22 protein-coding genes are annotated in these 21,748 nt (G+C 72.8%); 14 read left to right on the top strand and 8 right to left on the bottom strand.

The window, feature by feature from the left end; translation table 11 throughout:
* Positions 1 to 82: 82 nt before the first annotated feature.
* From B9W62_RS33395 to B9W62_RS33375, 5 genes are all read right to left on the bottom strand, one after another.
* Entirely contained in the window at positions 83 to 946 is an 864-nt protein-coding gene (locus tag B9W62_RS33395; protein WP_087810649.1) for a phosphatidylinositol-specific phospholipase C/glycerophosphodiester phosphodiesterase family protein, read from the bottom strand.
* A 161-nt stretch (positions 947 to 1,107) separates the two neighbouring features.
* Positions 1,108 to 2,196, bottom strand: a complete 1,089-nt coding sequence (locus B9W62_RS33390; protein WP_087810648.1) for an acyl-CoA dehydrogenase family protein — start codon at positions 2,194 to 2,196, stop codon at positions 1,108 to 1,110.
* Positions 2,193 to 3,374: an acyl-CoA dehydrogenase gene (locus tag B9W62_RS33385; protein WP_087810647.1), complete on the bottom strand. Its 1,182-nt coding sequence runs from the start codon at positions 3,372 to 3,374 to the stop codon at positions 2,193 to 2,195. The genes B9W62_RS33390 and B9W62_RS33385 overlap by 4 nt, the downstream gene beginning before the upstream one ends.
* A complete protein-coding gene (locus B9W62_RS33380; protein ID WP_087810646.1) occupies positions 3,371 to 4,351 on the bottom strand; it encodes an NADPH:quinone oxidoreductase family protein in 981 nt (326 codons plus the stop codon). The genes B9W62_RS33385 and B9W62_RS33380 overlap by 4 nt, the downstream gene beginning before the upstream one ends.
* Before the next feature lie 84 nt (positions 4,352 to 4,435).
* A complete protein-coding gene (locus tag B9W62_RS33375) occupies positions 4,436 to 5,011 on the bottom strand; it encodes a helix-turn-helix domain-containing protein (protein ID WP_087810645.1) in 576 nt (191 codons plus the stop codon).
* Positions 5,012 to 5,088: 77 nt separating this feature from the next.
* Between B9W62_RS33375 and B9W62_RS33370 the strand changes: the two genes are divergently transcribed.
* From B9W62_RS33370 to B9W62_RS33335, 8 genes are all read left to right on the top strand, one after another.
* Positions 5,089 to 6,054, top strand: coding sequence for an NAD(P)/FAD-dependent oxidoreductase (locus tag B9W62_RS33370; RefSeq protein WP_087812207.1), 966 nt, complete (start codon positions 5,089 to 5,091; stop codon positions 6,052 to 6,054).
* 119 nt (positions 6,055 to 6,173) lie between these two features.
* On the top strand, positions 6,174 to 7,712 hold the full coding sequence (locus B9W62_RS33365; protein WP_087810644.1) for an ATP-dependent DNA ligase: 1,539 nt from the start codon (positions 6,174 to 6,176) through the stop codon (positions 7,710 to 7,712).
* Positions 7,709 to 8,170 carry an NUDIX hydrolase gene (locus B9W62_RS33360; RefSeq protein WP_087810643.1) on the top strand — a complete coding sequence of 154 codons (462 nt, stop codon included), beginning with the start codon at positions 7,709 to 7,711 and terminating at the stop codon, positions 8,168 to 8,170. The genes B9W62_RS33365 and B9W62_RS33360 overlap by 4 nt, the downstream gene beginning before the upstream one ends.
* Before the next feature lie 94 nt (positions 8,171 to 8,264).
* Positions 8,265 to 9,650, top strand: coding sequence for an NADP-dependent succinic semialdehyde dehydrogenase (locus B9W62_RS33355; protein ID WP_087810642.1), 1,386 nt, complete (start codon positions 8,265 to 8,267; stop codon positions 9,648 to 9,650).
* Positions 9,651 to 9,675: 25 nt separating this feature from the next.
* The gene (locus B9W62_RS33350; protein WP_179235793.1) at positions 9,676 to 9,912 is read left to right on the top strand and encodes a DUF6213 family protein; all 237 of its coding nucleotides are present in this window, start codon (positions 9,676 to 9,678) and stop codon (positions 9,910 to 9,912) included.
* A 156-nt stretch (positions 9,913 to 10,068) separates the two neighbouring features.
* The gene (locus B9W62_RS33345; RefSeq protein WP_087810641.1) at positions 10,069 to 11,193 is read left to right on the top strand and encodes a 1,3,6,8-tetrahydroxynaphthalene synthase; all 1,125 of its coding nucleotides are present in this window, start codon (positions 10,069 to 10,071) and stop codon (positions 11,191 to 11,193) included.
* On the top strand, positions 11,190 to 12,404 hold the full coding sequence (locus B9W62_RS33340; protein ID WP_087810640.1) for a cytochrome P450: 1,215 nt from the start codon (positions 11,190 to 11,192) through the stop codon (positions 12,402 to 12,404). Before B9W62_RS33345 ends, B9W62_RS33340 begins: the two co-directional genes overlap by 4 nt.
* Positions 12,401 to 12,934, top strand: a complete 534-nt coding sequence (locus B9W62_RS33335) for a cupin domain-containing protein (protein WP_087810639.1) — start codon at positions 12,401 to 12,403, stop codon at positions 12,932 to 12,934. The genes B9W62_RS33340 and B9W62_RS33335 overlap by 4 nt, the downstream gene beginning before the upstream one ends.
* Here the strand turns inward: B9W62_RS33335 and B9W62_RS33330 are convergent.
* On the bottom strand, positions 12,931 to 14,157 hold the full coding sequence (locus tag B9W62_RS33330; protein ID WP_087810638.1) for an acyl-CoA dehydrogenase family protein: 1,227 nt from the start codon (positions 14,155 to 14,157) through the stop codon (positions 12,931 to 12,933). The genes B9W62_RS33335 and B9W62_RS33330 overlap by 4 nt on opposite strands.
* Before the next feature lie 170 nt (positions 14,158 to 14,327).
* Between B9W62_RS33330 and B9W62_RS33325 the strand changes: the two genes are divergently transcribed.
* Positions 14,328 to 14,984, top strand: a complete 657-nt coding sequence (locus B9W62_RS33325; protein WP_087810637.1) for a TetR/AcrR family transcriptional regulator — start codon at positions 14,328 to 14,330, stop codon at positions 14,982 to 14,984.
* 194 nt (positions 14,985 to 15,178) lie between these two features.
* Here the strand turns inward: B9W62_RS33325 and def are convergent, their stop codons facing one another.
* Positions 15,179 to 15,718 carry a peptide deformylase gene (gene def / locus B9W62_RS33320; protein ID WP_179235792.1) on the bottom strand — a complete coding sequence of 180 codons (540 nt, stop codon included), beginning with the start codon at positions 15,716 to 15,718 and terminating at the stop codon, positions 15,179 to 15,181.
* 178 nt (positions 15,719 to 15,896) lie between these two features.
* Here def and B9W62_RS33315 point away from each other — a divergent pair, with 178 nt between their 5' ends.
* The 5 genes from B9W62_RS33315 to B9W62_RS33295 all read left to right on the top strand — a co-directional run bounded on the left by B9W62_RS33315 (position 15,897) and on the right by B9W62_RS33295 (position 20,495).
* On the top strand, positions 15,897 to 17,135 hold the full coding sequence (locus B9W62_RS33315; protein WP_087810636.1) for a Mur ligase family protein: 1,239 nt from the start codon (positions 15,897 to 15,899) through the stop codon (positions 17,133 to 17,135).
* Positions 17,136 to 17,158: 23 nt separating this feature from the next.
* Entirely contained in the window at positions 17,159 to 17,887 is a 729-nt protein-coding gene (locus tag B9W62_RS33310; RefSeq protein WP_087810635.1) for a type 1 glutamine amidotransferase, read from the top strand.
* A gap of 218 nt (positions 17,888 to 18,105) precedes the next feature.
* Complete coding sequence (locus tag B9W62_RS33305) at positions 18,106 to 19,131, top strand: 6-phosphofructokinase (RefSeq protein ID WP_087810634.1); 1,026 nt, start codon at positions 18,106 to 18,108, stop codon at positions 19,129 to 19,131.
* A gap of 199 nt (positions 19,132 to 19,330) precedes the next feature.
* Complete coding sequence (locus tag B9W62_RS33300) at positions 19,331 to 20,281, top strand: cytochrome c oxidase assembly protein (protein ID WP_087810633.1); 951 nt, start codon at positions 19,331 to 19,333, stop codon at positions 20,279 to 20,281.
* 43 nt (positions 20,282 to 20,324) lie between these two features.
* Positions 20,325 to 20,495, top strand: coding sequence for a hypothetical protein (locus B9W62_RS33295; protein WP_016325678.1), 171 nt, complete (start codon positions 20,325 to 20,327; stop codon positions 20,493 to 20,495).
* Between the two features lie 39 nt (positions 20,496 to 20,534).
* Here the strand turns inward: B9W62_RS33295 and B9W62_RS33290 are convergent, their stop codons facing one another.
* Complete coding sequence (locus B9W62_RS33290) at positions 20,535 to 21,740, bottom strand: sensor histidine kinase (RefSeq protein ID WP_179236175.1); 1,206 nt, start codon at positions 21,738 to 21,740, stop codon at positions 20,535 to 20,537.
* Between the last annotated feature and the right edge of the window lie 8 nt (positions 21,741 to 21,748).

Genomic DNA, 21,748 nt, shown 5'->3' with positions numbered 1-21,748 from the left:
GTTCGGCCGTAAGTGTGGCGTAGCGGAGGGTTCGTCCGTGCGGCTGACCTGTCCTCCGAACGAGTGGTGTCCCGGCGCCGCCCTACGCGCCGCGGTGGGCGTCGAGGAACGCCTCGAGGCCCGCGAGGTCGTCGGTGTTGAGGTGGTCGACACCGGCGGCGAGCAGTTCCGCCCACACCGCGTCCCGGGCGGGCCCCGGCACGTCGGGCGTGGCCCAGAAGCGCACCCGCTGCCCGCGGGCGTGGGCCGCGCCCACGATGTCCCGCAGCCTGCGTCGCTCGGCCGCCGGGAAGGTGCCGACGCCCTGCCAGGTGAAGTTGAGCGTCCAGTTGTCGCTGATCAGCGGGACGAAGGAGGCCGGTGCGGCGGTGCCGAGGTCGGTGAGGCGGCCGTCGTAGAAGGCCCGGCGGGTGCGCTGGGCCGCCATGGGCACGCGGGCGGCCCGGTCGCCGGAGACCACCGCGGTGACCGCACCCGGGAACACCCGACCGTGGGCGTAGGAGGTGAACAGGTGCGGGTAGCGGCGCAGTCGGCGGTCGAGTTCGAGGTACGTCGCCTCGCCCTCGGTCTTGATGTCGATCAGGAGTTGCAGGGCGCGGCGGTCCCGCCGGTAGACCCGGCCGTGCTGTGCGCGGACGCGGGCGGCGAGCGGGTCGAGGTAGAGCGCCTCCAGGGTGCGGGACGGGTCGAGGTCCTCGGGGTCGTGGGCGACCAGGAGTCGGCCGCCGACCAGGTAGATGTCGGCCTCGACGCTGCCGAATCGGTGGTCGAGGGCGTCGAGGAGGGGCCGGGGGTGCTCGTAGTCGTTGTGGGCGTGCGCGCGCCACAGCGGGCGCGGCCCGTGCCTGCCGTCGGACGCCAGCGCGGTGCCGGCGGGCAGGGCGACCGCGCCCGCGAGGGCGGCGCCGAGGGTGGTGAGGGCTCTGCGTCGGGTGGTGAGGGCCATGCTCTGCCTCCCTGGAAGTGCCGTACGGGACCCCAGTGAGTATGGGGTCCCTCCGGCCTCAGGGAGCAGAGCCGTGCGGGGAGTTGGCCGGACCGCCGCCGGTCGTTCACTTCAGCGGCGGCCTCCCGGACCGCACGCGCCCGCGTGCGGGGGCGGGTACGTCAGGGCGCCCGCAGGTCGACCAGTTCGGCCAGCGCCGCCCGGTGGGCGCCCGCCGCGCCGTAGGCGATCGAGTCGGCCTTGGCCCGCTTGAGGTACAGGTGGACCGGGTGTTCCCACGTCATGCCGATGCCGCCGTGCAGTTGCAGCGCCTCCTCGGCGGCGTGGACCGCGACCCGGGCGGCGTACGCCTGGGCCACGGCCACCGCCACGTCGGTGTCGACGCCGGTCGCCAGGGCGTCGGCCGCGTTGCGGGCGGCGGCGCGCAGGCCCGCCACCTCCAGCCACAGCCGGGCGAGCCGGTGCTTGAGGGCCTGGAAGCCGCCGACCTGCCGGTTGAACTGCTTGCGTTCCTTGAGGTAGCGGACCGTCTCGGTCAGCAGCCAGTCGGCGAGGCCCAGTTGTTCGCAGGCGAGCAGCCCGGCACCGGCGCGCAGCGCCCGGCGCACGGCGGGTGCCGCCTCGCCGAGCCGGTGCCCAGGGGCGCCGTCCAGGGTCACCCGCGCCACCGGCCGGGTGGCGTCGAGAGACACCTGCCCGGTGACCGCCGCGTCGGCGGCGCGGACCGCGTACAGGCCGCCGTCGTCGGCGGGCACGAGCAGCACGTCGGCGAAGGAGGCGTCGGCGATGCCGGTCAACTCGCCGTGCAGCGCGCCCGCTTCGAGTCGTACCTGCGGGACGGCGCCGCCCGGTGCCACGTGCAGTCCGACGGCCAGTACGGCGACGGTGGTGGCGGACGCCAGCTCGCCCAGCAGGTCGTCCGCCGCGCAGGCCAGCAGCGCCTCGGTGGCGACGACGGCGCTCGTCAGGTACGGCACCGGTGCGACCGCCCGGCCCAGTTCCTCCAGGACCACGCCCGCTTCGCGGTGGGTGGCGCCCTGGCCGCCCAGGTGCTCCGGGACCAGCAGGCCCGCGAGGCCCATCGAGCCGGCGAGCACCTTCCACAGCGACGCGTCGTGCGGGGCGGCCGACTCGGTGCGGGTGAGGACGGCCGCCGGGTCGCAGTGGTCGGTGAGCAGGTCCCGGACGGCGGCGCGCAGCGCCTCTTCCTCCTCCGAGTGGAGCAGGGCGGGTTCCGGCTGTGCGCTCATCGGGCGAGGTCCTTCCATGCGACGTCCTTGTCGGTGCGCGGCTCGGCGGGCAGGCCGAGGACGCGCTCGGCGACGATGTTCAGCAGGACCTCGCTGGTCCCGCCCTCGATGCTGTTGCCCTTCGACCGCAGGTAGCGGTATCCGGCGTCGCGGCCGGTGAAGTCGACCAGCTCGGGGCGGCGCATGGTCCAGTCGTCGTAGAGCAGGCCCTCCTCGCCGAGGAGTTCGACCTCCAGGCCGCTGATCTCCTGGTTGAGCCGGGCGAAGTTCAGCTTCATGCCGGCGCCCTCGGGGCCGGGCTGGCCGGCCGCCAGCTGCTGGCGCAGGCGCACGCCGGTGAGGCGCGCGACCTCGGCCTCGACCCACAGGCCGAGCAGCCGCTGGTGCAGGTCGTGGGTGCGCAGTTCGGGGCGTTCGCGCCAGGTCGCGGCGATCTTGCCGATCATGCCGCCCTCGCGGGGGATCGGCGTGCCGCCGATGGCGACGCGTTCGTTGTTCAGCGTGGTCTGCGCGACCCGCCAGCCGTCGCCGGTCTCGCCGAGGCGGCGGGAGTCGGGGATGCGGACGTCGGTGAGGAACACCTCGTTGAACTCGGCCTCGCCGGTGATCTGGCGCAGCGGCCGCACCTCGACGCCGGGGTCGGTCATGTCGCACACGAAGTAGGTGATGCCCCGGTGCTTGGGCACGTCCGGGTCGGTGCGGGCGATGAGGATGGCCCAGCGGGCGAGATGGGCGCTGGAGGTCCACACCTTCTGGCCGTTGACGACCCAGTCCTCGCCGTCCCGGACGGCGCGGGTGCCGAGGGCCGCCAGGTCGGACCCGGCGCCCGGCTCGCTGAAGAGCTGGCACCACACCTCCTCGCCGGTCCACAGCGGACGCAGCAGCCGGCGCTGCTGCTCCTCGGTGCCGTACTGGAGGATGGTCGGGGCGGCCATGCCGAGGCCGATGCCGATGCGCCGGGGGTCGTTGTCGGGGGCGCCCTCGGCCGCCAGCTCGGCGTCCACGACGGCCTGGAGGGAGCGCGGCGCACCGAGTCCGCCGAGTCCCTGCGGGTAGTGCACCCAGGCCAGTCCGGCGTCGAAGCGGGCCCGCAGGAAGTCCAGGCGGTCCGTGGTGGCCGGTGGGTGCGCGGCGAGCAACTCACGGGTACGGCGGCGCAGTTCCGCTGCGTCGGTCATGCGGCGGCTCCCTTGTCCAGGTTCTCCGGTACGACGGCCAGGCGGCCGGTGCTCCTGCCGTCGGCGACGCGCTGAACGGCGTCGGCGGCGTCGGCGAGCGGCACCCGCTCGCTCACCAGCGGCTTGATCGCGCCCCGCGCCGCCAGCTCGGTGAGCTGTTCGTGGCAGTGCCGGACCAGCTTCGGGTCCTTGGTGTTGTACAGGCCCCAGTGCAGGCCGAGGATCGCGTAGTTCTTGACCAGCGCGTGGTTCAGCGCGGGGCTGGGGATCGTGCCGCTGGCGAAGCCGACGACGACGATCCGGCCCTCGAAGGCGACGACCTTGGCGGACTGGGCGTAGGCCTGGCCGCCGACCGGGTCGTAGATCACGTCGGCACCCCGGCCGCCGGTGGCCTCCTTCACGGTGGCGATGACGTCGTCGGCGTGCCGGTCGACGACCACGTCGCAGCCCAGCTCGCGGGCGACGGCCGCCTTTTCGGGGCCGCCGACGACGCCGACGACGGTGGCACCGGCCGCCTTGCCCAGCTGCACCGCGGCGCTCCCGACGCCGCCCGCGGCGGCGTGGACCAGCAGGGTCTCCCCGGCTTGCAGCCGGGCCCGGCGGTGCAGGCCGAACCAGCCGGTCTGGTAGCCGATGTGCAGGGCGGCGGCCTCGGCGTCGTCGAGGGCGTCCGGCGCGGGCAGCAGGGCACGGGCGTCGGCGAGGGCGTACTCGGCGAAGCCGCCGTGCGGCAGTACCGGGTTGGCGATGACGCGGCGCCCGTCCTCGGTCTCGCCGCAGATCTCCACGCCCGGCGTGAACGGCAGCGGCGGCCGGACCTGGTACTGGCCCCGGCACATCAGGGCGTCCGGGAAGTTGATGTTCGCGGCGCGGACCCTGAGCAGGACCTGGCCCTCGCCCGGCGTCGGCGGCGGCACGTCCGCGAGGCGCATCACCTCGCCCGGCTCGCCGTTCTCGTGCACCTGCCATGCCTGCATGCGGGGCCTCCACCGACTGCGTCGTCCGACCGGGTCCTCCGCATACTAAGCGGTCGCTTGCCGATCAGGGAACAGGGTGGGACGTCACGCCTGCGCGGGCCGCGCCCGTACGTGCATCCGCTCGCCCTGCGGGCCGAAGAGGCTCAGGAACTCGGCCGGCCCCTCCCCCGTCGATCCGAACCAGTGCGGCACCCGGGTGTCGAACTCGGCCGCCTCCCCGGCCGACAGCACCACGTCGTGCTCGCCGAGCACGAGCCGCAGCCGGCCGGAGAGGACGTAGAGCCACTCGTACCCCTCATGGGTACGCGGGTCGGGTTCCTCGTTCCGCTGGGGCTCCAGCACCTTGAACGCCTGGAGGCCGCCCGCCTGGCGGGTGAGCGGCCAGTGGGTGCGGCCGTGCCGCACGATGGGCCTGGCGCGCACCCGGGGGTCGCCGACCTGCGGGGCACCGACCAGTTCGTCCAGCGGCACCTGGTGGGCCTGGGCGATCGGCAGCAGCAGTTCGAGGCTCGGTTTGCGCAGGCCCGACTCCAGCCGCGAGAGGGTACTCACCGAGATGCCGGTCGACTCGGACAGCGCCGCCAGGGTCACCTCGCGCTCCTTGCGCACCTGGCGGAGCCGCGGCCCCACACCGGCGAGGACATCGTCTGCGGTCGTCATGCGTTTATTGCAGTTCCGGCAAACAAGTTTGTCAATACCGCGGTATCCGAGCGACCTTCTACGTGGAGGTGGTCACCATGACCCAGAACACGGATGTCACCCAGAACGAGGCCCTGACCGGCACCTACGACGTGGTGGTCGTCGGCGGCGGCGCGGCGGGGCTCTCCGCCGCGCTGGTGCTGGGCCGCTCGCGGCTGCGCACCCTGGTGGTCGACGCCGGCGAGCCCCGCAACGCGCCCTCGGCCCACATGCAGGGGTACCTGACCCGGGACGGGATGTCCCCGGCCGAGTTCCTGGCGCTGGGCCGTCAGGAGATCGCGCGCTACGGGGTGGAGCTGGTCCGCGACCGCGCCGTGGACGTGTCCCGGGACGGGGACTTCGCGGTACGGCTGGCCGGCGGGTCAACCGTGCACGCCCGCCGGCTGATCGTCACCACGGGGCTCAAGGACGAGCTGCCGACCGTGCCCGGGGTCGCCGAGCGGTACGGCCGGGACGTGCTGCACTGCCCGTTCTGCCACGGCTGGGAGGTGCGGGACGAGCGCTTCGGCGTCCTGGCCACCAGCCCGCTCAGCGTGCACCAGGCCCTGATGGTGTCCGGCTGGTCGGACGACGTGACGCTCTTCCTGCACACGGTCGCCGAGCGGGAGCTGTCCGACGACGACCTGCGGCGGCTCGCCGCGGCCGGGGTCAAGGTGGTGCCCGGCGAGGTCGCCGCCCTGCGGGTCGAGGACGACCGGCTCACCGGGGTGCGGCTGGCGGACGGCACGGCGCACGACCGCACGGTGGTGTTCGTCGCGCCGAAGGCGGTCCCGCAGACCGGCCTGATGGAGCGGCTGGGGGCCCAGTTGCAGGAGACGCCGTTCGGCGCCTATCCCGTGGTGGACCCGACGGGCCGGACCAGCGTGCCCGGCGTGTGGACCGCCGGCAACGCGATGGGCTTCGCCGAGCAGGTCGTGCACGCGGCGAGCGGCGGGTACCGCGCGGCGTCGGCGGTCGTGGGCGACCTGATCATGTCGGACCTGGACGCTGCCCTCGCCGAGTGACCCGCCGGAGCACCCGGGAGGGCGTACGCGGGGACACGGCGCCCGCCGTTCCCGGGTTCCACGGGGCCGGGCGCCGACCGCGGGGTGTGCGCCCGCCCTCTCCGGTGCACCATGGCTGCATGCTGCTTGCCCGGTTGGCCCAGGTGTCCCGGGAGGTCGCCGCCACGTCGGCGCGGTCCCGGAAGACCGTCCTGCTCGCGGAGCTGTTCCGCGAGGCGGAGGCGGCGGACGTACCGGTCGTCATCCCGTACCTGGCGGGACGGCTCCCGCAGGGCCGGATCGGCGTCGGCTGGAAGGTGCTGAGCCGCCGGGTGCCGCCGGCCGGCGTGCCGAGCCTGACCGTGCGGGACGTGGACGCCCGGCTCACCCGGCTCGGCGCGGTCTCCGGCCCCGGTTCGCAGGCCGAGCGGGCCCGGCTGGTCGGCGAGCTGATGGGCGCGGCCACGGAGGACGAGCAGCGCTTCCTGATCGGGCTGCTCACCGGAGAGGTCCGCCAGGGCGCCCTGGACGCGGCCGCCGTCGAGGGCCTGGCGGCGGCGACGGACGCTCCCCCGGCGGACGTACGCAGGGCGGTGATGCTCGCCGGGTCGCTCCAGACGGTGGCCGAAGCGCTGCTGGCCGACGGACCCGGCGCCCTGGACCGGTTCCGGCTCACCGTGGGCCGCCCCGTCCTGCCGATGCTGGCGCACAGCGCGTCCTCGGTCGCCGAGGCGGTCGGCAAGCTGGGTGCCGCGGCCGTGGAGGAGAAGCTGGACGGCATCCGCGTCCAGGTGCACCGGGACGGCGGCACCGTACGGGTCTACACCCGCACCCTGGACGACATCACCGACCGGCTCCCGGAGGTCACCGACGCGGCCCTCGCGCTGCCCGGCGAACGGTTCATCCTGGACGGCGAGGCGATCTCCCTCGACGCGGGCGGCCGCCCCCGGTCCTTCCAGGCGACCGCCGGCCGGGTGGGCTCCCGCACCGACGTGGCCACGGCGGCGCGGGCGGTTCCGGTCTCCGCCGTCTTCTTCGACGCGCTCTCCGTCGACGGCCGCGACCTGCTCGACCTGCCGCTGACCGAACGGCACACGGAGCTGGCCCGGCTGGTCCCCGAACCGCTGCGGGTACGGCGCACGCTGGTGCACGGCCCCGCCGACACCGGTGCCGCCGAGCAGTTCCTCGCCGACACGCTGGCACGCGGACACGAGGGCGTGGTCGTCAAGGGACTGGACGCCGCGTACAGCGCGGGCCGGCGCGGCGCGTCCTGGCTGAAGGTCAAGCCGGTGCACACGCTCGACCTGGTGGTGCTGGCCGCCGAGTGGGGCCACGGCCGCCGCACCGGCAGGCTCTCCAACCTCCACCTGGGCGCCCGCACCGCCGACGGCTCCTTCGCGATGCTCGGCAAGACCTTCAAGGGCATGACCGACGCCCTGCTGGCCTGGCAGACCGAGCGCCTCCGGGAGCTGGCCGTCGAGGAGCACGGCTGGGGCGTGACCGTACGGCCCGAACTCGTCGTCGAGATCGCCTACGACGGTCTCCAGCGCTCCACCCGCTACCCGGCCGGCGTCACCCTGCGCTTCGCCCGCGTGGTCCGCTACCGCGAGGACAAGCGCCCCGAGGACGCGGACACCGTGGACACCCTGCTCGCCGCCCACCCCGGGGTCGCCCCGTGAGGCGCAGCGCGGGCCTGCTGCTGCACCGGCGCGGGCCGGGCGGGGAGCTCCAGGTGCTCCTCGGCCACATGGGCGGACCGTTCTACGCCCGCCGGGACGCCGGAGCGTGGACCGTGCCCAAGGGCGAGTACGACCCGGCGGAACCGGCGTGGGAGGCGGCCCGGCGCGAGTTCCGGGAGGAGCTGGGGCTGCCGCCGCCCGACGGCGAGGCGGTGCCGCTCGGCGAGGTGCGGCAGGCGGGCGGAAAGGCCGTCACGGTCTGGGCCGTGGCGGCCGACCTCGATCCGGCGACGGTCGTGCCCGGCACCTTCACCCTGGAGTGGCCGCCGAGGTCGGGGCGGACGGAGGAGTTCCCCGAGCTGGACCGGGTGGCCTGGTTCGGGCTCGACCGGGCGCGCGAGGTGATCGTGAAGGCGCAGGCCGCGTTTCTCGACCGGCTGGCTGAGCACTCGCAGTGAGGAGACGCGACGAGGAAGCCGCGGCCCGTCCGCGTTGCGGTGCCCCGCGCCGCGCGCCAAGGTCGAAGCACGCATGCACTCAGGGAGGTCGGCCATGCCCATCGCGACGGTGAACCCGGCGAACGGCGAGACGCTCAGGACGTACGAGGCCATGGGCGAGGAGGAGATCGAGCGCCGGATCGAGCTCGCGGAGGCCACCTTCCGCACCTACCGGACCACGGGGTTCTACGAGCGGGCCGGGCTGATGCGCCGGGCCGCCGACCTCCTGGAGGCGGACCAGAAGGAGATCGGCAGGGTCATCACCACGGAGATGGGCAAGCCGGTCAAGCAGGCCCGCGCGGAGGCGGCCAAGTGCGCCAAGGCGATGCGCTGGTACGCCGACCACGCGGCCGAGCTGCTGGCCGACGAGGAGCCCGCCGACGCCGACGTGAAGGACTCCGGCGCCTCCCGGGCCCTGGTCCGCTACCGGCCGCTCGGTCCGGTGCTCGCGGTGATGCCGTGGAACTTCCCGCTCTGGCAGGTGATCAGGTTCGCGGCGCCCGCGCTGATGGCGGGCAACGTCGGGCTGCTCAAGCACGCCTCGAACGTGCCGCAGACCGCCCTGTACCTGGAGGACCTGTTCCACCGGGCGGGCTTCCCCGAGGGCTGCTTCCAGACCCTGCTCATCGGCTCGGCGGCCGTCGACGACATCCTGCGCGACGAGCGGGTGCGGGCCGCCACCCTCACCGGCAGCGAGCCGGCGGGCCGCGCGGTGGCCTCCACCGCCGGGGAGATGATCAAGAAGACGGTCCTCGAGCTGGGCGGCAGCGATCCGTTCGTCGTCATGCCGTCCGCGGACGTCGAGCGGGCCGCCGCGGTGGCGGTGACCGCGCGCACGCAGAACGCCGGGCAGTCGTGCATCGCCGCGAAGCGGTTCATCGTGCACACGGACGTGTACGACGCCTTCGCCGAGCGCTTCACCGAGGGCATGCGGGCCCTGAGGGTCGGCGACCCGATGGACGAGGAGACCGAGGTCGGCCCGCTCTCCAGCGAGCAGGGCCGCAGCGACCTGGTGGAGCTGGTCGACGACGCGGTACGCGGCGGCGCGGACGTGCTGTGCGGCGGAGAACGCCCGGACGGGCCGGGCTGGTACTACCCGCCGACCGTCCTGGCGGGCGTCACCCGCGAGATGCGCATCCACCGCGAGGAGGCCTTCGGGCCGGTCGCCACGCTCTACCGCGCGGCCGACCTGGACGAGGCGGTGCTGATCGCCAACGACACCGACTTCGGGCTCAGTTCCAACGTGTGGACGCGCGACGACGCGGACGTGGACCGCTTCGTCCGGGACCTGGAGGCGGGCGGCGTGTACGTCAACGGGATGACGGCGTCCCACCCGGCGTTCCCGTTCGGCGGGGTCAAGCGGTCGGGCTACGGGCGTGAGCTGTCCGGGCACGGAATCCGCGAGTTCTGCAACATCACCACCGTATGGCACGGAGCGTGAGCCTTCCGCGACTACGATCCCCTTTGTGAACCGCGAAGTGACCCTGCCTCTGATCGTCGACGACCGCGGCACGCTCCAGGTCGCCGCGTCCGACGTGAGCAAACTGCTGCGCACGGTCGGCGGGCGCTGGCTGCGGCTGGTGGAGACCGGCGAGGAGAACCTGGACGAGAACACCGTCGCGGCCCTCACCATCGAGCTGGCCAAGCTGGCCGACCGGATCGACGTGGCGTGCATCGCCCACAGCAGCGGCCCCTCCTCCTGAGGCGCCTGCCGCCTGCCGCCCGACTCCCCGAGACGGAGTAACCCGGCGAGAGATCGCCGCCCCGGTGAGTGATCGTGGACGGGCACCCCTGAAAAGGTGCACCACTTTCCGGCCGGGGGGCGAGAGCCTTCCGCGAGGCGAAAGCAGGCACGGTTCATGGCGACTTTGTGCAGACCGTCGGTGTCCGTCCCGGAGCACGTCATCACGATGGAGGAGACGCTGGAGCTGGCACGCCGGCGTCACACCGACCATCCTCAACTGCCGCTCGCGCTTCGGCTGATAGAGAACACCGGGGTCCGCACCCGGCACATCGTGCAGCCCATCGAGGAGACCCTGAAGCACCCGGGATTCGAGGACCGCAACAAGGTCTACGAGCGGGAGGCGAAGTCCCGTGTCCCGGCCGTCGTCCAGCGGGCCCTGGACGACGCGGAGCTGCTCACCACGGACATCGACGTGATCATCTACGTCTCGTGCACGGGCTTCATGATGCCCTCGCTCACGGCGTGGCTGATCAACGAGATGGGCTTCGACTCCACCACGCGCCAGATACCCATCGCCCAGTTGGGCTGCGCGGCCGGAGGTGCGGCGATCAACCGCGCCCACGACTTCTGCACCGCCTACCCCGAGGCCAACGCACTCATCGTGGCCTGCGAGTTCTGCTCGCTGTGCTACCAGCCCACCGACCTCGGCGTGGGTTCCCTGCTGTGCAACGGCCTGTTCGGCGACGGCATCGCCGCCGCGGTGGTCCGCGGCCAGGGGGGCACCGGAGTGCGCCTGGAGCGCAACGGCTCGTACCTGATCCCCAAGACCGAGGAGTGGATCATGTACGACGTGAAGGCGACCGGTTTCCACTTCCTGCTGGACAAGCGGGTGCCGGCCACCATGGAGCCGCTCGCGCCGGCGCTCAAGCAGCTGGCGGGCGAGCACGGTTGGGACGCCGCCGACCTGGACTTCTACATCGTGCACGCGGGCGGCCCCCGCATCCTCGACGATCTCAGCACGTTCCTGGAGGTCGACCCGCACGCGTTCCGCTTCAGCCGGGCCACGCTCACCGAGTACGGCAACATCGCCAGCGCCGTCGTCCTGGACGCGCTGCGCAGGCTCTTCGACGAAGGCGGCGTCGAGGAGGGGGCCCGCGGGCTGCTGGCCGGTTTCGGTCCCGGCATCACCGCGGAGATGTCCCTGGGCCGCTGGCAGACGGCGGACGTGCGGCGCAACGTGCGGCAGGACATGACGCGGGACCTGTCCCGGGACGTGACGCGGAGTGTGAGGCAGACGTGAGTGAAGAAACGATTTCCCAGACCGTGCCGCCCGTTCGGGACTGGCCGGCCGTCGACCTGCCCGGCAGCGACTTCGACCCGGTGCTGACCGAGCTGATGCGCGAGGGTCCCGTCACCCGGATCTCACTGCCCAACGGCGAGGGCTGGGCCTGGCTGGTGACCCGGCACGACGACGTACGCCTGGTCACCAACGACCCGCGGTTCGGGCGCGAGGCCGTCATGGACCGGCAGGTCACCCGGCTGGCCCCGCACTTCATCCCGGCGCGCGGCGCGGTCGGCTTCCTGGACCCGCCCCACCACACCCGGCTGCGCCGCTCGGTGGCCGCGGCCTTCACCGCGCGGGGCGTGGAACGGGTGCGCGAGCGGTCCCGGGCCATGCTCGACGAACTGGTCGACGCCATGCTGGGGGCCGGGCCGCCCGCCGACCTCACCGAGGCGGTGCTGAGCCCGTTCCCCATCGCGGTGATCTGCGAGCTGATGGGGGCGCCGGCCACCGACCGGCACACGCTGCACACCTGGACCCAGCTGATCCTGTCCTCCTCGCACGGCGCCGAGGTCAGCGAGCGGGCCAAGAACGAGATGAACGCCTACTTCTCGGATCTCATCGGGCTCCGGTCGGACAGCACCGGCGAGGACGTCACCTCGCTGCTGGGCGCCGCCGTCGGACGGCAGGAGATCACGCTGGAGGAGGCGGTGGGGCTCGCGGTCCTGTTGCAGATCGGCGGCGAGGCGGTCACCAACAACAGCGGGCAGATGTTCCACCTGCTGCTGACCCGTCCGGAGCTGGCCGAACGCCTGCGCTCCGAGCCGGAGATCCGCCCCCGGGCCATCGACGAGCTGCTGCGCTGGATCCCGCACCGCAACGCCGTGGGGCTGTCCCGGATCGCCCTGGAGGACGTGGAGATCAAGGGCGTGCGCATCCGCGCGGGCGACGCGGTCTACGTGTCGTACCTGGCGGCCAACCGCGACCCGGAGATCTTCCCCGACCCGGACACCGTCGACTTCGACCGCTCCCCCAACCCGCACGTGTCCTTCGGCTTCGGCCCGCACTACTGCCCGGGGGGCATGCTGGCCCGGCTGGAGTCCGAGCTGCTCGTCGACGCGGTCCTGGACCGGGTGCCGGGCATGAAGCTCGCGGTGGCGCCCGAGGACGTGCCCTTCAAGAAGGGTGCGCTGATCCGCGGGCCCGAGGCCCTGCCGGTGACCTGGTGAGCGGCCTGGTGGCGGCGGCCGAGGGCCTGCTGGTGCCGCCGGGCCAGGGCAGGGTGGTGCAGGCCCCGGCCCAGCACGTGACCTTCAAGGTGACCGGTTCGCACTCGCGCATGGCGTCCACCTTCGAGGTGATCGTGCCGCCCGGGTTCGACGTCGGCGCCCACGTGCACACCCGCAGCGAGGAGCTGTTCTACGTGCTGGAGGGCGAGCTGGACGTGCTCGCCTTCGAGCCGAGGATCCGTACGCCGGACAGCTGGCGGACGTGGGAGTCGGCTTCGGGCAACCGGGTGGTGCGCGCCACCCCGGGCACGGTCATCGTCGTACCCCCCGGCTGCCCGCACGCGTTCGCGAACCCGACCGGCGAGCCGGCCAAGATGTTCTTCCAGGCCAGCCCGCCCCCGGACCACGAGCGCTACTTCGAGGAGCTGCTGGAGATCCTCGGAAACGGCGGCCCGCCGGACCACGAGGCGATCGAGGCCCTGCGGGCGAAGTACGACATCGAGCAGCTCACGCCGCTGCGACACGGTTAGCGGATCGGCATCCCGGCGAGCGTCCGCGCGATCACCAGCCGCTGGATCTCACTCGTGCCCTCGAAGATCGTGTAGATCGCCGAGTCCCGGTGCATCCGCTCCACCGGGTACTCCCGCGTGTAGCCGTTGCCGCCCAGGATCTGGATCGCCTGGGCGGTCACCTTCTTCGCGGTCTCGCTCGCGAAGAGCTTGGACATCGAGCCCTCGGCCGCCGTGAACGGCTTGCCGTTGATCGCCATCCAGGACGCCCGCCACACCAGCAGCCGGGCCGCGTCGATGGAGGTGCGCATGTCGGCGAGCTGGAAGGCGACGCCCTGGTTGTCGATGATCGGGCGCCCGAACTGCTCCCGGGTCTGCGCGTACTCCAGCGCCACCTCGTACGCGGCGCGCGCGGTGCCCACCGCCATCGCGCCGACCGCCGGTCGGGACGCCTCGAAGGTGGCCATCGCCGCGTTCTTCACGCGCTCGCCGCCCTTCTTGGCCTTCTCCCGGGCGCGGGCGAGGCGGGCGTCCAGCTTCTCCTTGCCGCCGAGCAGGCAGGAGCCGGGCACGCGCACGTTGTCGAGGACGACCTCGGCGGTGTGCGAGGCGCGGATGCCGTGCTTCTTGAACTTCTGGCCCTGGGACAGCCCGGGCGTGCTCGGCGGGACGATGAAGGAGGCGTGGCCCTTGGACCCGAGGTCCGGGTCGACGACCGCGACGACGACGTGGACGTTGGCGATGCCGCCGTTGGTCGCCCAGGTCTTGGTGCCGTTGAGCACCCACTCGTCCTTGGCCTCGTCGTAGACGGCACGGGTGCGCATGGAGGCGACGTCGGAGCCGGCGTCGGGCTCGGAGGAGCAGAAGGCGGCGACCTTGACGTCGTTGGCGTCGCCGTACATCTGCGGGATCCAGGTGCCGATCTGCTCCTCGGTGCCGTTGGCGAGGACGCCGACGGCGGCGAGGCCGGTGCCGACGATCGACAGGGCGATGCCCGCGTCGCCCCAGAACAGCTCCTCCATCGCCATGGGGATGCCGAGGCCGGTGGAGTCGAAGTACTGCTGGGCGTAGAAGTCCAGGGAGTAGATGCCGACCTTGGCAGCCTCCTGGATGACCGGCCAGGGGGTCTCCTCGCGCTCGTCCCATTCGGCGGCCGCGGGGCGGATGACGTCGGCCGCGAAGCCGTGCAGCCAGTCCCGGACCTCCTTCTGTTCGTCGCTCAGCTCCATGGTGAACTCGGCCATGTCCCCTCCAGTGACGCCCGTGCATGTTACTTGCGGTAACACCGAGTCTGTTACCGACGGGTAAGAAAAGTCAACTCCCAGGGCACCCTCGCCCTCCCGTTCGATGTCACGTGCCCTGTGAGTGTTAGTTTGCGCAGGCGTCACCGAAACAGCACGGGTGGGGAGAGCACATGAACACCACGCAGCGGACCGATCAGCAGACGTCCGCCGACCGCAGACGGCGCGAGCTGCTCGAGGCCGCCGACCGGGTGGTGCTGCGCGACGGTCCGCACGCCTCGATGAACGCCATCGCCGCCGAGGCCGGCATCACCAAGCCGATCCTGTACCGGCACTTCGGCGACAAGGGCGGACTCTACGCCGCCCTCGCCGTCCGGCACACGGACGCCCTCCTCGCCTCGCTGCGGGCCGCGCTGGACGCTCCGGCGGAGCGGCGGCAGCGCGTCGAGTCCACCCTGGACACCTATCTGGCGGCCATCGAGGCCCGCCCGCAGGTCTACCGGTTCCTGATGCATCCGGCGGAGGGCGCCGGCACCCCGGGCGACCAGTCCGAGCAGGGCTTCGACGTCGGCAAGCACTCGGCGCCGCTGCTGCGCCGGATGGGCGAGGAGCTGGCCCAGGTCATCGAGGAGCGGCTCGACGTCGGGCCGGGCACCCAGCAGCTGGCCCGGGTCTGGGGGCACGGGATCGTCGGCATGATGCACGCCGCCGGGGACTGGTGGCTGGGCGAACGGCCCTGTCCCCGGGAGGAATTGGTCCGCACCCTGGCCGACCTGCTGTGGGGCCGGCTCGCGGAGGCCGGCGACAAGGCGGGCGGCCCGGGCTTCTGACGGCCCCCGCCGCCGTGCCTTCCCGGGGCACACCACGTCGCCGCGCCTCCGCGGGGGGGCGCCTCGACCGCCGCGCCTTCCCGGCGTACACCTCGGCCGCCGCGCCTTCCCGAGGCACGCCACGGCCGCCGGGCCGCGCTCCGGTCGCCGTGCCTTCCCGGGCCGCGCCCGGGTCTTCGGCGCGGTGGAGGCGCTCAGCGGTGCCAGGACGCCCGCGCCACCTGGCGCATCAGCTTGCGGTGGCGCCGGCCGGTCAGGCGATCGGCGTAGACCCGCCCCTCCAGGTGGTCGCACTCGTGCTGGAGGCACCGGGCGAAGAAGCCCGTCCCGCGCACGGTGACCGGCTCACCGGTCACCGTGAAGCCGGTCACGACCGTCTCGTCGTACCGCTCGGTCCCCGCCTCCAGGCCCGGCAGCGACAGGCAGCCCTCCGGACCCCGCACCACCACGCCGCCGGTCTCCACCAGCCGGGGGTTCACCACGTGCCCGAGATGCCGCTCGTCCTCGTCGTCCGGGCAGTCGTACACGAAAACGCGCAGCGCCTCGCCGATCTGGTTCGCGGCCAGGCCCACCCCGTGGGCGGCGTACATGGTCGCGAACAAGTCCTCCACGAGCGCCGCGAGTTCCGGGCCGAAGTCCGTCACCTCCGCGCAGGGGGCGTGCAGGACGGGGTCGCCGAGGAGACCGAGGGGACGGACGCGCCCGTGGGCGCCCGGGATGGAGCCTTGTCGCATGGCGGTCAGAGTAAGGTCCCTGTGTCCCCCGGCGGCACGCGCCCACCGCCGGAACCGGTGGCCGGTGCCGCGATTCGGGAGTGCGAATGGATCTCGATAGGCTGAGGTCCACACCACGTGGCCGTCAGGCTTCACAGGCTTCAGGCGCGGCGCGTACGGCAAGGAGGATCGAGAACTGATGGCAGGCAACTCGGACCCGCTCACGCCGCGGGCCAAGATCGCCGTGACCGCGGGCAAGGCGGTCGCGGCGGCATCGCGCGCCGCGGGGCGCGGCAGCGGTTCGGTGATCGGCGGCCGGGTCGCGCTGAAACTCGACCCCGACCTCCTGCACCGGCTCGCCGGGCACCTGGACGTGACCCTCGTCTCGGCGACCAACGGCAAGACCACCACCACCCGGCTCATCGCCGAGGCGCTCAAGGCGGCCGGCCCGGTCGTCTCCAACGCGCTCGGCGCCAACATGCCGGCCGGCATCACCTCGGCGCTGGCGGGCGGCGCGGACGCCCGCTACGGGGTCATCGAGGTCGACGAGAAGTACCTCGTCGGCGTCGCCCAGGCCACCGAGCCGAAGTGCATCGCGCTGCTCAACCTCTCCCGCGACCAGCTGGACCGCGCCGCCGAGACCCGGATGCTCGCCGAGAACTGGCGCGAGGGCCTGGCCGGCTCGAAAGCCGTGGTCGTCGCCAACGCCGACGACCCGCTGGTGGTGTGGGCCGCCTCCTCCTCCCCCAACGTGATCTGGGTCGCCGCGGGCCAGATGTGGAAGGACGACGCCTGGTCCTGCCCGTCCTGCGGCGGCGTCATGCAGCGCCCCGGCGACGACTGGTTCTGCGGCGAGTGCGGCTTCCGCCGCCCCACGCCGAGCTGGGCGCTGTCCGGCGACCACGTGCTCGACCCGCACGGCTCCGCCTGGCCGATCCACCTCCAGCTGCCGGGCCGCGCCAACAAGGCCAACGCCGCCTCCTCGGCCGCCGTCGCCGCCGTCTTCGGGGTGCCGCCGCAGGTCGCCCTGGAGCGCATGTACCAGGTGCAGGCGGTCGCCGGGCGCTACGACGTGGTCCAGTTCCAGGGCCGCGACCTGCGCCTGCTACTCGCCAAGAACCCGGCGGGCTGGCTGGAGACCTTCTCGCTGATCGACCCGCCGCCCGCCCCGGTGATCCTCTCGGTGAACGCGCGCGGCGCCGACGGCACCGACACCTCCTGGCTGTGGGACGTGGACTACACCCGGCTGTCCGGCCACCCGATCTGCGTGGTCGGCGACCGGAAGCTGGACCTCGCGGTGCGCCTGGAGGTCGCGAACCAGCAGTTCCAGGTGTGCGAGGACCTCGACCAGGCGGTGCAGCTCTGCCCGCCGGGACGCATCGAGGTCATCGCGAACTACACCGCCTTCCAGGACCTGCGCCGCCGCGTCGGCAACTGACCGCGAGACTTCAGGGGATTTTCGTGAGCGACAACCAACTGCGGATCGTCTGGATCTACCCGGACCTGCTCAGCACCTACGGCGACCAGGGCAACGCCCTCGTCGTGGAGCGCCGGGCCCGCCAGCGCGGCCTCGACGTGGCACGGCTCGACGTGCGCAGCGACCAGCCCATCCCGACCTCCGGCGACATCTACCTCATCGGCGGCGGCGAGGACCGGCCGCAGCGCCTCGCGGCCGAGCGGCTGCGCCGCGACGGCGGCCTGTACCGGGCGGTGGAGAACGGCGCGATCGTCTTCTCGGTCTGCGCCGGCTACCAGATCCTGGGCCACGAGTTCATCAACGACCTAGGCCAGCGCGAGCCGGGCCTCGGCCTGCTGGACGTGGTCTCCACCCGCGGCGAGGGCGCGCGGTGCGTCGGCGACGTCCTCGGCGACATCGACCCGCGCCTCGGCCTGCCCCCGCTGACGGGCTTCGAGAACCACCAGGGCGTCACCCACGTCGGGCCCAACGCCCGCCCGCTCGCCCAGGTCCGCTTCGGCAACGGCAACGGCACCGGGGACGGCACCGAGGGCGCGTACAACGACACGGTCTTCGGCACGTACATGCACGGCCCCGTGCTGGCCCGCAACCCGCTGATCGCGGACCTGCTGCTCAAGCTGGCCCTCGACGTGAACGCCCTGCCGCCGACCGACGACCGCTGGTACGAGGCACTCCGCAACGAGCGCATCGCGGCTGCGCAGCAGCCTGCGTAGTCACAGTTGCGCAGCAGCCTGCGTAGTCACAGTTGCGCAGCAGCCGGCCTGAGAGCGCTCGCGACGGCCCGTCTGATGACGCATCCGCACAGGTGAGCGGGTGCGTCCAGTAGGCGGACGCGTGGTTCGGCCCCGCCCCCTCGTACCGCTAGGGTGGCGGGGATCGAGCCGGACAGCGCGGTCCGGACCCGTGCCACGTTGAGAAGGTATTTCGGGCTATGCGCATTGGTGTCCTCACGTCCGGCGGCGACTGCCCCGGCCTGAACGCCGTCATCCGGTCCGTCGTGCACCGTGCCGTCGTCGACCACGGCGACGAGGTCATCGGTTTCCGGGACGGCTGGAAGGGCCTCCTGGAGTGCGACTACCTCAAGCTCGACCTCGACGCGGTCGGCGGCATCCTGGCCCGCGGCGGCACCATCCTCGGCTCCTCCCGGGTCCGTCCCGAGCACCTGCGGGACGGCGTGGAGCGGGCCCGCGGCCACGTCGAGGAGCTGGGTCTCGACGCGGTCATCCCGATCGGCGGCGAGGGCACGCTGAAGGCGGCCCGGCTGCTGTCCGACAACGGCCTGCCGATCGTGGGCGTGCCGAAGACCATCGACAACGACATAGCGGTCACCGACGTCACCTTCGGTTTCGACACCGCGGTGACCGTCGCCACCGAGGCCCTGGACCGGCTGAAGACCACCGCCGAGTCGCACCAGCGGGTGCTGATCGTCGAGGTCATGGGCCGGCACACCGGCTGGATCGCGCTGCACTCGGGCATGGCGGCCGGCGCGCACGCCGTCGTCGTACCGGAGCGGCCCTTCGACATCGACGAGCTGACCGCGAAGGTCGGGGAGCGTTTCTCCGCGGGCAAGCGGTTCGCGATCGTGGTGGCCGCGGAGGGTGCCAAGCCGAAGGCCGGCACCATGGACTTCGACGAGGGCGGCAAGGACGTCTACGGCCACGAGCGCTTCGCGGGCATCGCCCGCCAGCTCTCCATCGAGCTGGAGGAGCGGCTCGGCAAGGAGGCCCGGCCGGTGATCCTCGGACACGTCCAGCGCGGCGGCACACCGACGGCGTACGACCGGGTGCTGGCGACGCGGTTCGGGTGGCACGCGGTGGAGGCGGTGCACCGCGGGGAGTTCGGGAAGATGACGGCCCTGCGCGGGACGGACATCAAGATGGTGTCGCTCGCCGACGCGGTGGAGTCCTTGAAGACGGTGCCGGATGCGCGGTACGCGGAGGCGGAGTGTGTTCTTTGAGGTTGTCGCAGTACTCCGTCCGCGGGTAGTCCGTGGTTGCTCGCGCCCACGGGGCGGAGCCGCAGATTGATACAGCCCCGCGCCCCTGACGGGACGCTGTACCGCCCCCGGTGAAAAATGTCGCCGGGGGCGGTTCTACGCTTGCTTCGGACAAGCGGCGTTCAACCGCGCTCAACCCCCACGAAACAGGAGCGGGCGGATGGATCACAGCGGGCACGGCATGACGATGGATCTGCCGCCGTTCACGCTGGGGCGGGGCCTCGCCTGGTCGGCGGATCCCTTCTTCCTGGTCGCCTGCCTGCTGGGACTGGCGCTGTACGGCTGGGGCGTCGTCCGCCTGGTGCGGCGCGGTGACAAGTGGCCGGTCGGCCGGACCACGGCCTTCGTGACCGGTGTGCTGAGCGTCGCCCTGATGATGTGCACCAAGCTGAACGACTACGGCATGGTCATGTTCAGCGTGCACATGGTCCAGCACATGGTGATCAGCATGGTGTCGCCGATCCTGCTGCTGCTCGGCGCCCCGATCACGCTGGCGCTGCGCGCGCTGCCCCCGGCGGGCCGTGGCCGCAAGGGGCCCCGTGAGCTGCTGCTGATGCTGCTGCACAGCCGCTACATGCGGATCATCACGCATCCGGCGTTCACCATCCCGCTGTTCATCGCGAGCCTGTACGCCCTGTACTTCACCCCGCTCTTCGACACCCTGATGGGCTCGCAGGCCGGGCACATCGGGATGATGGTGCACTTCCTCGCCGTGGGCGTGGTGTTCTTCTGGCCGATCATGGGCGTCGACCCGGGCCCGCACCGGCCGGGCTACCTGATGCGGATGCTGGAGCTGTTCGCGGGGATGCCGTTCCACGCGTTCTTCGGCATCGCGCTGATGATGGCCTCCTCCCCGATGGTCAAGACGTTCGAGAACCCGCCCGCCTCGCTCGGCATCGACGCGCTCTCCGACCAGAACGCGGCCGGTGGCATCGCCTGGGCCTTCAGCGAGGTCCCGTCCGTGCTGGTGCTGCTCGCGCTGCTCTTCCAGTGGTACGCCTCGGAGGAGCGCCAGGCCCGGCGCAGCGACCGGGCCGCCGACCGCGACGGCGACAAGGAACTGGCGGCGTACAACGCCTACCTCGCCTCACTGAACACACGCGGCGGCTGAACGGGGCACCATGGAGGGCAACGGACACGAGGAGGGTGTTGCGATGCCCGGTTCCACGGACAGTTCGACGAAGACGATGGGGGCGCTCACCATCGGCGGCCTCGTCGCGGTGACGGCGTACACGGTGGCGCTCGGGAGCAACGGCTGGCTGTGGTTCGGCTGGGTCGTGCTCGGTCTGATCACCTTGGGGCTGGTGGCCACCCGCAGCGCCTGAGCCCCCGCGCGGGGCGCCCCCGTCACCCGGCGGGCCGGCTCAGTCGCGACCGAGCCGGCCCGCCGAGTGCACGCCCGGCTGGTACTTCGGCAGCCGGACCGTGATCTTCATGCCCGCGCCGGCGGCCGTCTCGATGACGAGGCCGTGGTCGTCCCCGTAGACCTGGCGGAGGCGGTCGTCGACGTTGGACAGCCCGATGCCGCCCGACGGGCTGACCTCGCGCGCGAGGATGCGGCGCAGCAGGTCGGGGTCCATGCCGGCGCCGTCGTCCTCGATGACGACCAGGGCCTCGGCGCCCGCGTCCTGGGCGGTGATCTGGATGCGGCACCGGTCGGCCTTGCCCTCCAGGCCGTGCTTGACGGCGTTCTCGACGAGCGGCTGGAGGCAGAGGAAGGGCAGCGCGACCGGCAGCACCTCCGGGGCGACCTGGAGGGTGACGGCGAGGCGGTCGCCGAAGCGGGCCCGCACCAGCGCCAGGTAGTGGTCGATGGCGTGCAGCTCGTCGGCGAGGGTGGTGAAGTCGCCGTGCCTGCGGAACGAGTAGCGGGTGAAGTCGGCGAACTCCAGGAGCAGCTCGCGGGCGCGCTCGGGGTCGGTGCGGACGAAGGACGCGATCACCGCGAGCGAGTTGAAGATGAAGTGCGGGGAGATCTGGGCGCGCAGTGCCTTGATCTCGGCCTCGATGAGCCGGGTGCGGGACTGGTCGAGGTCGGCCAGCTCCAGCTGGACGGAGACCCAGCGGGCCACTTCCCCGGCGGCCCGGACCAGCACGGCGGACTCTCGGGGCGCGCAGGCGACGAGGGCGCCGTGCACCCGGTCGTCCACGGTCAGCGGGGCGACGACGGCCCAGCGCACCGTGCAGTCCGGGGTGTCGCAGGTGAGCCGGAAGGCCTCCCCGCGGCCGGTCTCCAGCGGTCCGGCGATCCGTTCCATGATCTCGGCGCGGTGATGGGTGCCCACACCGTCCCAGACCAGGACCTCCTTGAGGTCGGTCAGACACAGCGCGTCCGTGCCCAGCAGGGAGCGCAGCTTGCGGGCCGACTTCCCGGCGGTCTCCTCCGTCAGGCCCGCCCGCAGCGGGGGTGTGGCCAGGGAGGCGGTGTGCAGGGTCTGGAAGGTGGCGTGCTCGACCGGGGTGCCCAGGCCGCCGAGGTGCTCCGGCCGGGCCGTGCGCCGCCCCAGCCAGAAGCCGGCGGCCAGCAGGGGGAGCAGGGCGACGGCCAGCCCCGCCAGGAAGCCGCCCACGGAGCCGC

Origin of the sequence: Streptomyces sp. CS113, from assembly GCF_002188365.1 — a bacterium.
GTDB classification, from domain to species: domain Bacteria; phylum Actinomycetota; class Actinomycetes; order Streptomycetales; family Streptomycetaceae; genus Streptomyces; species Streptomyces tendae.
This window is presented reverse-complemented; position numbering and strand designations above follow the sequence as displayed.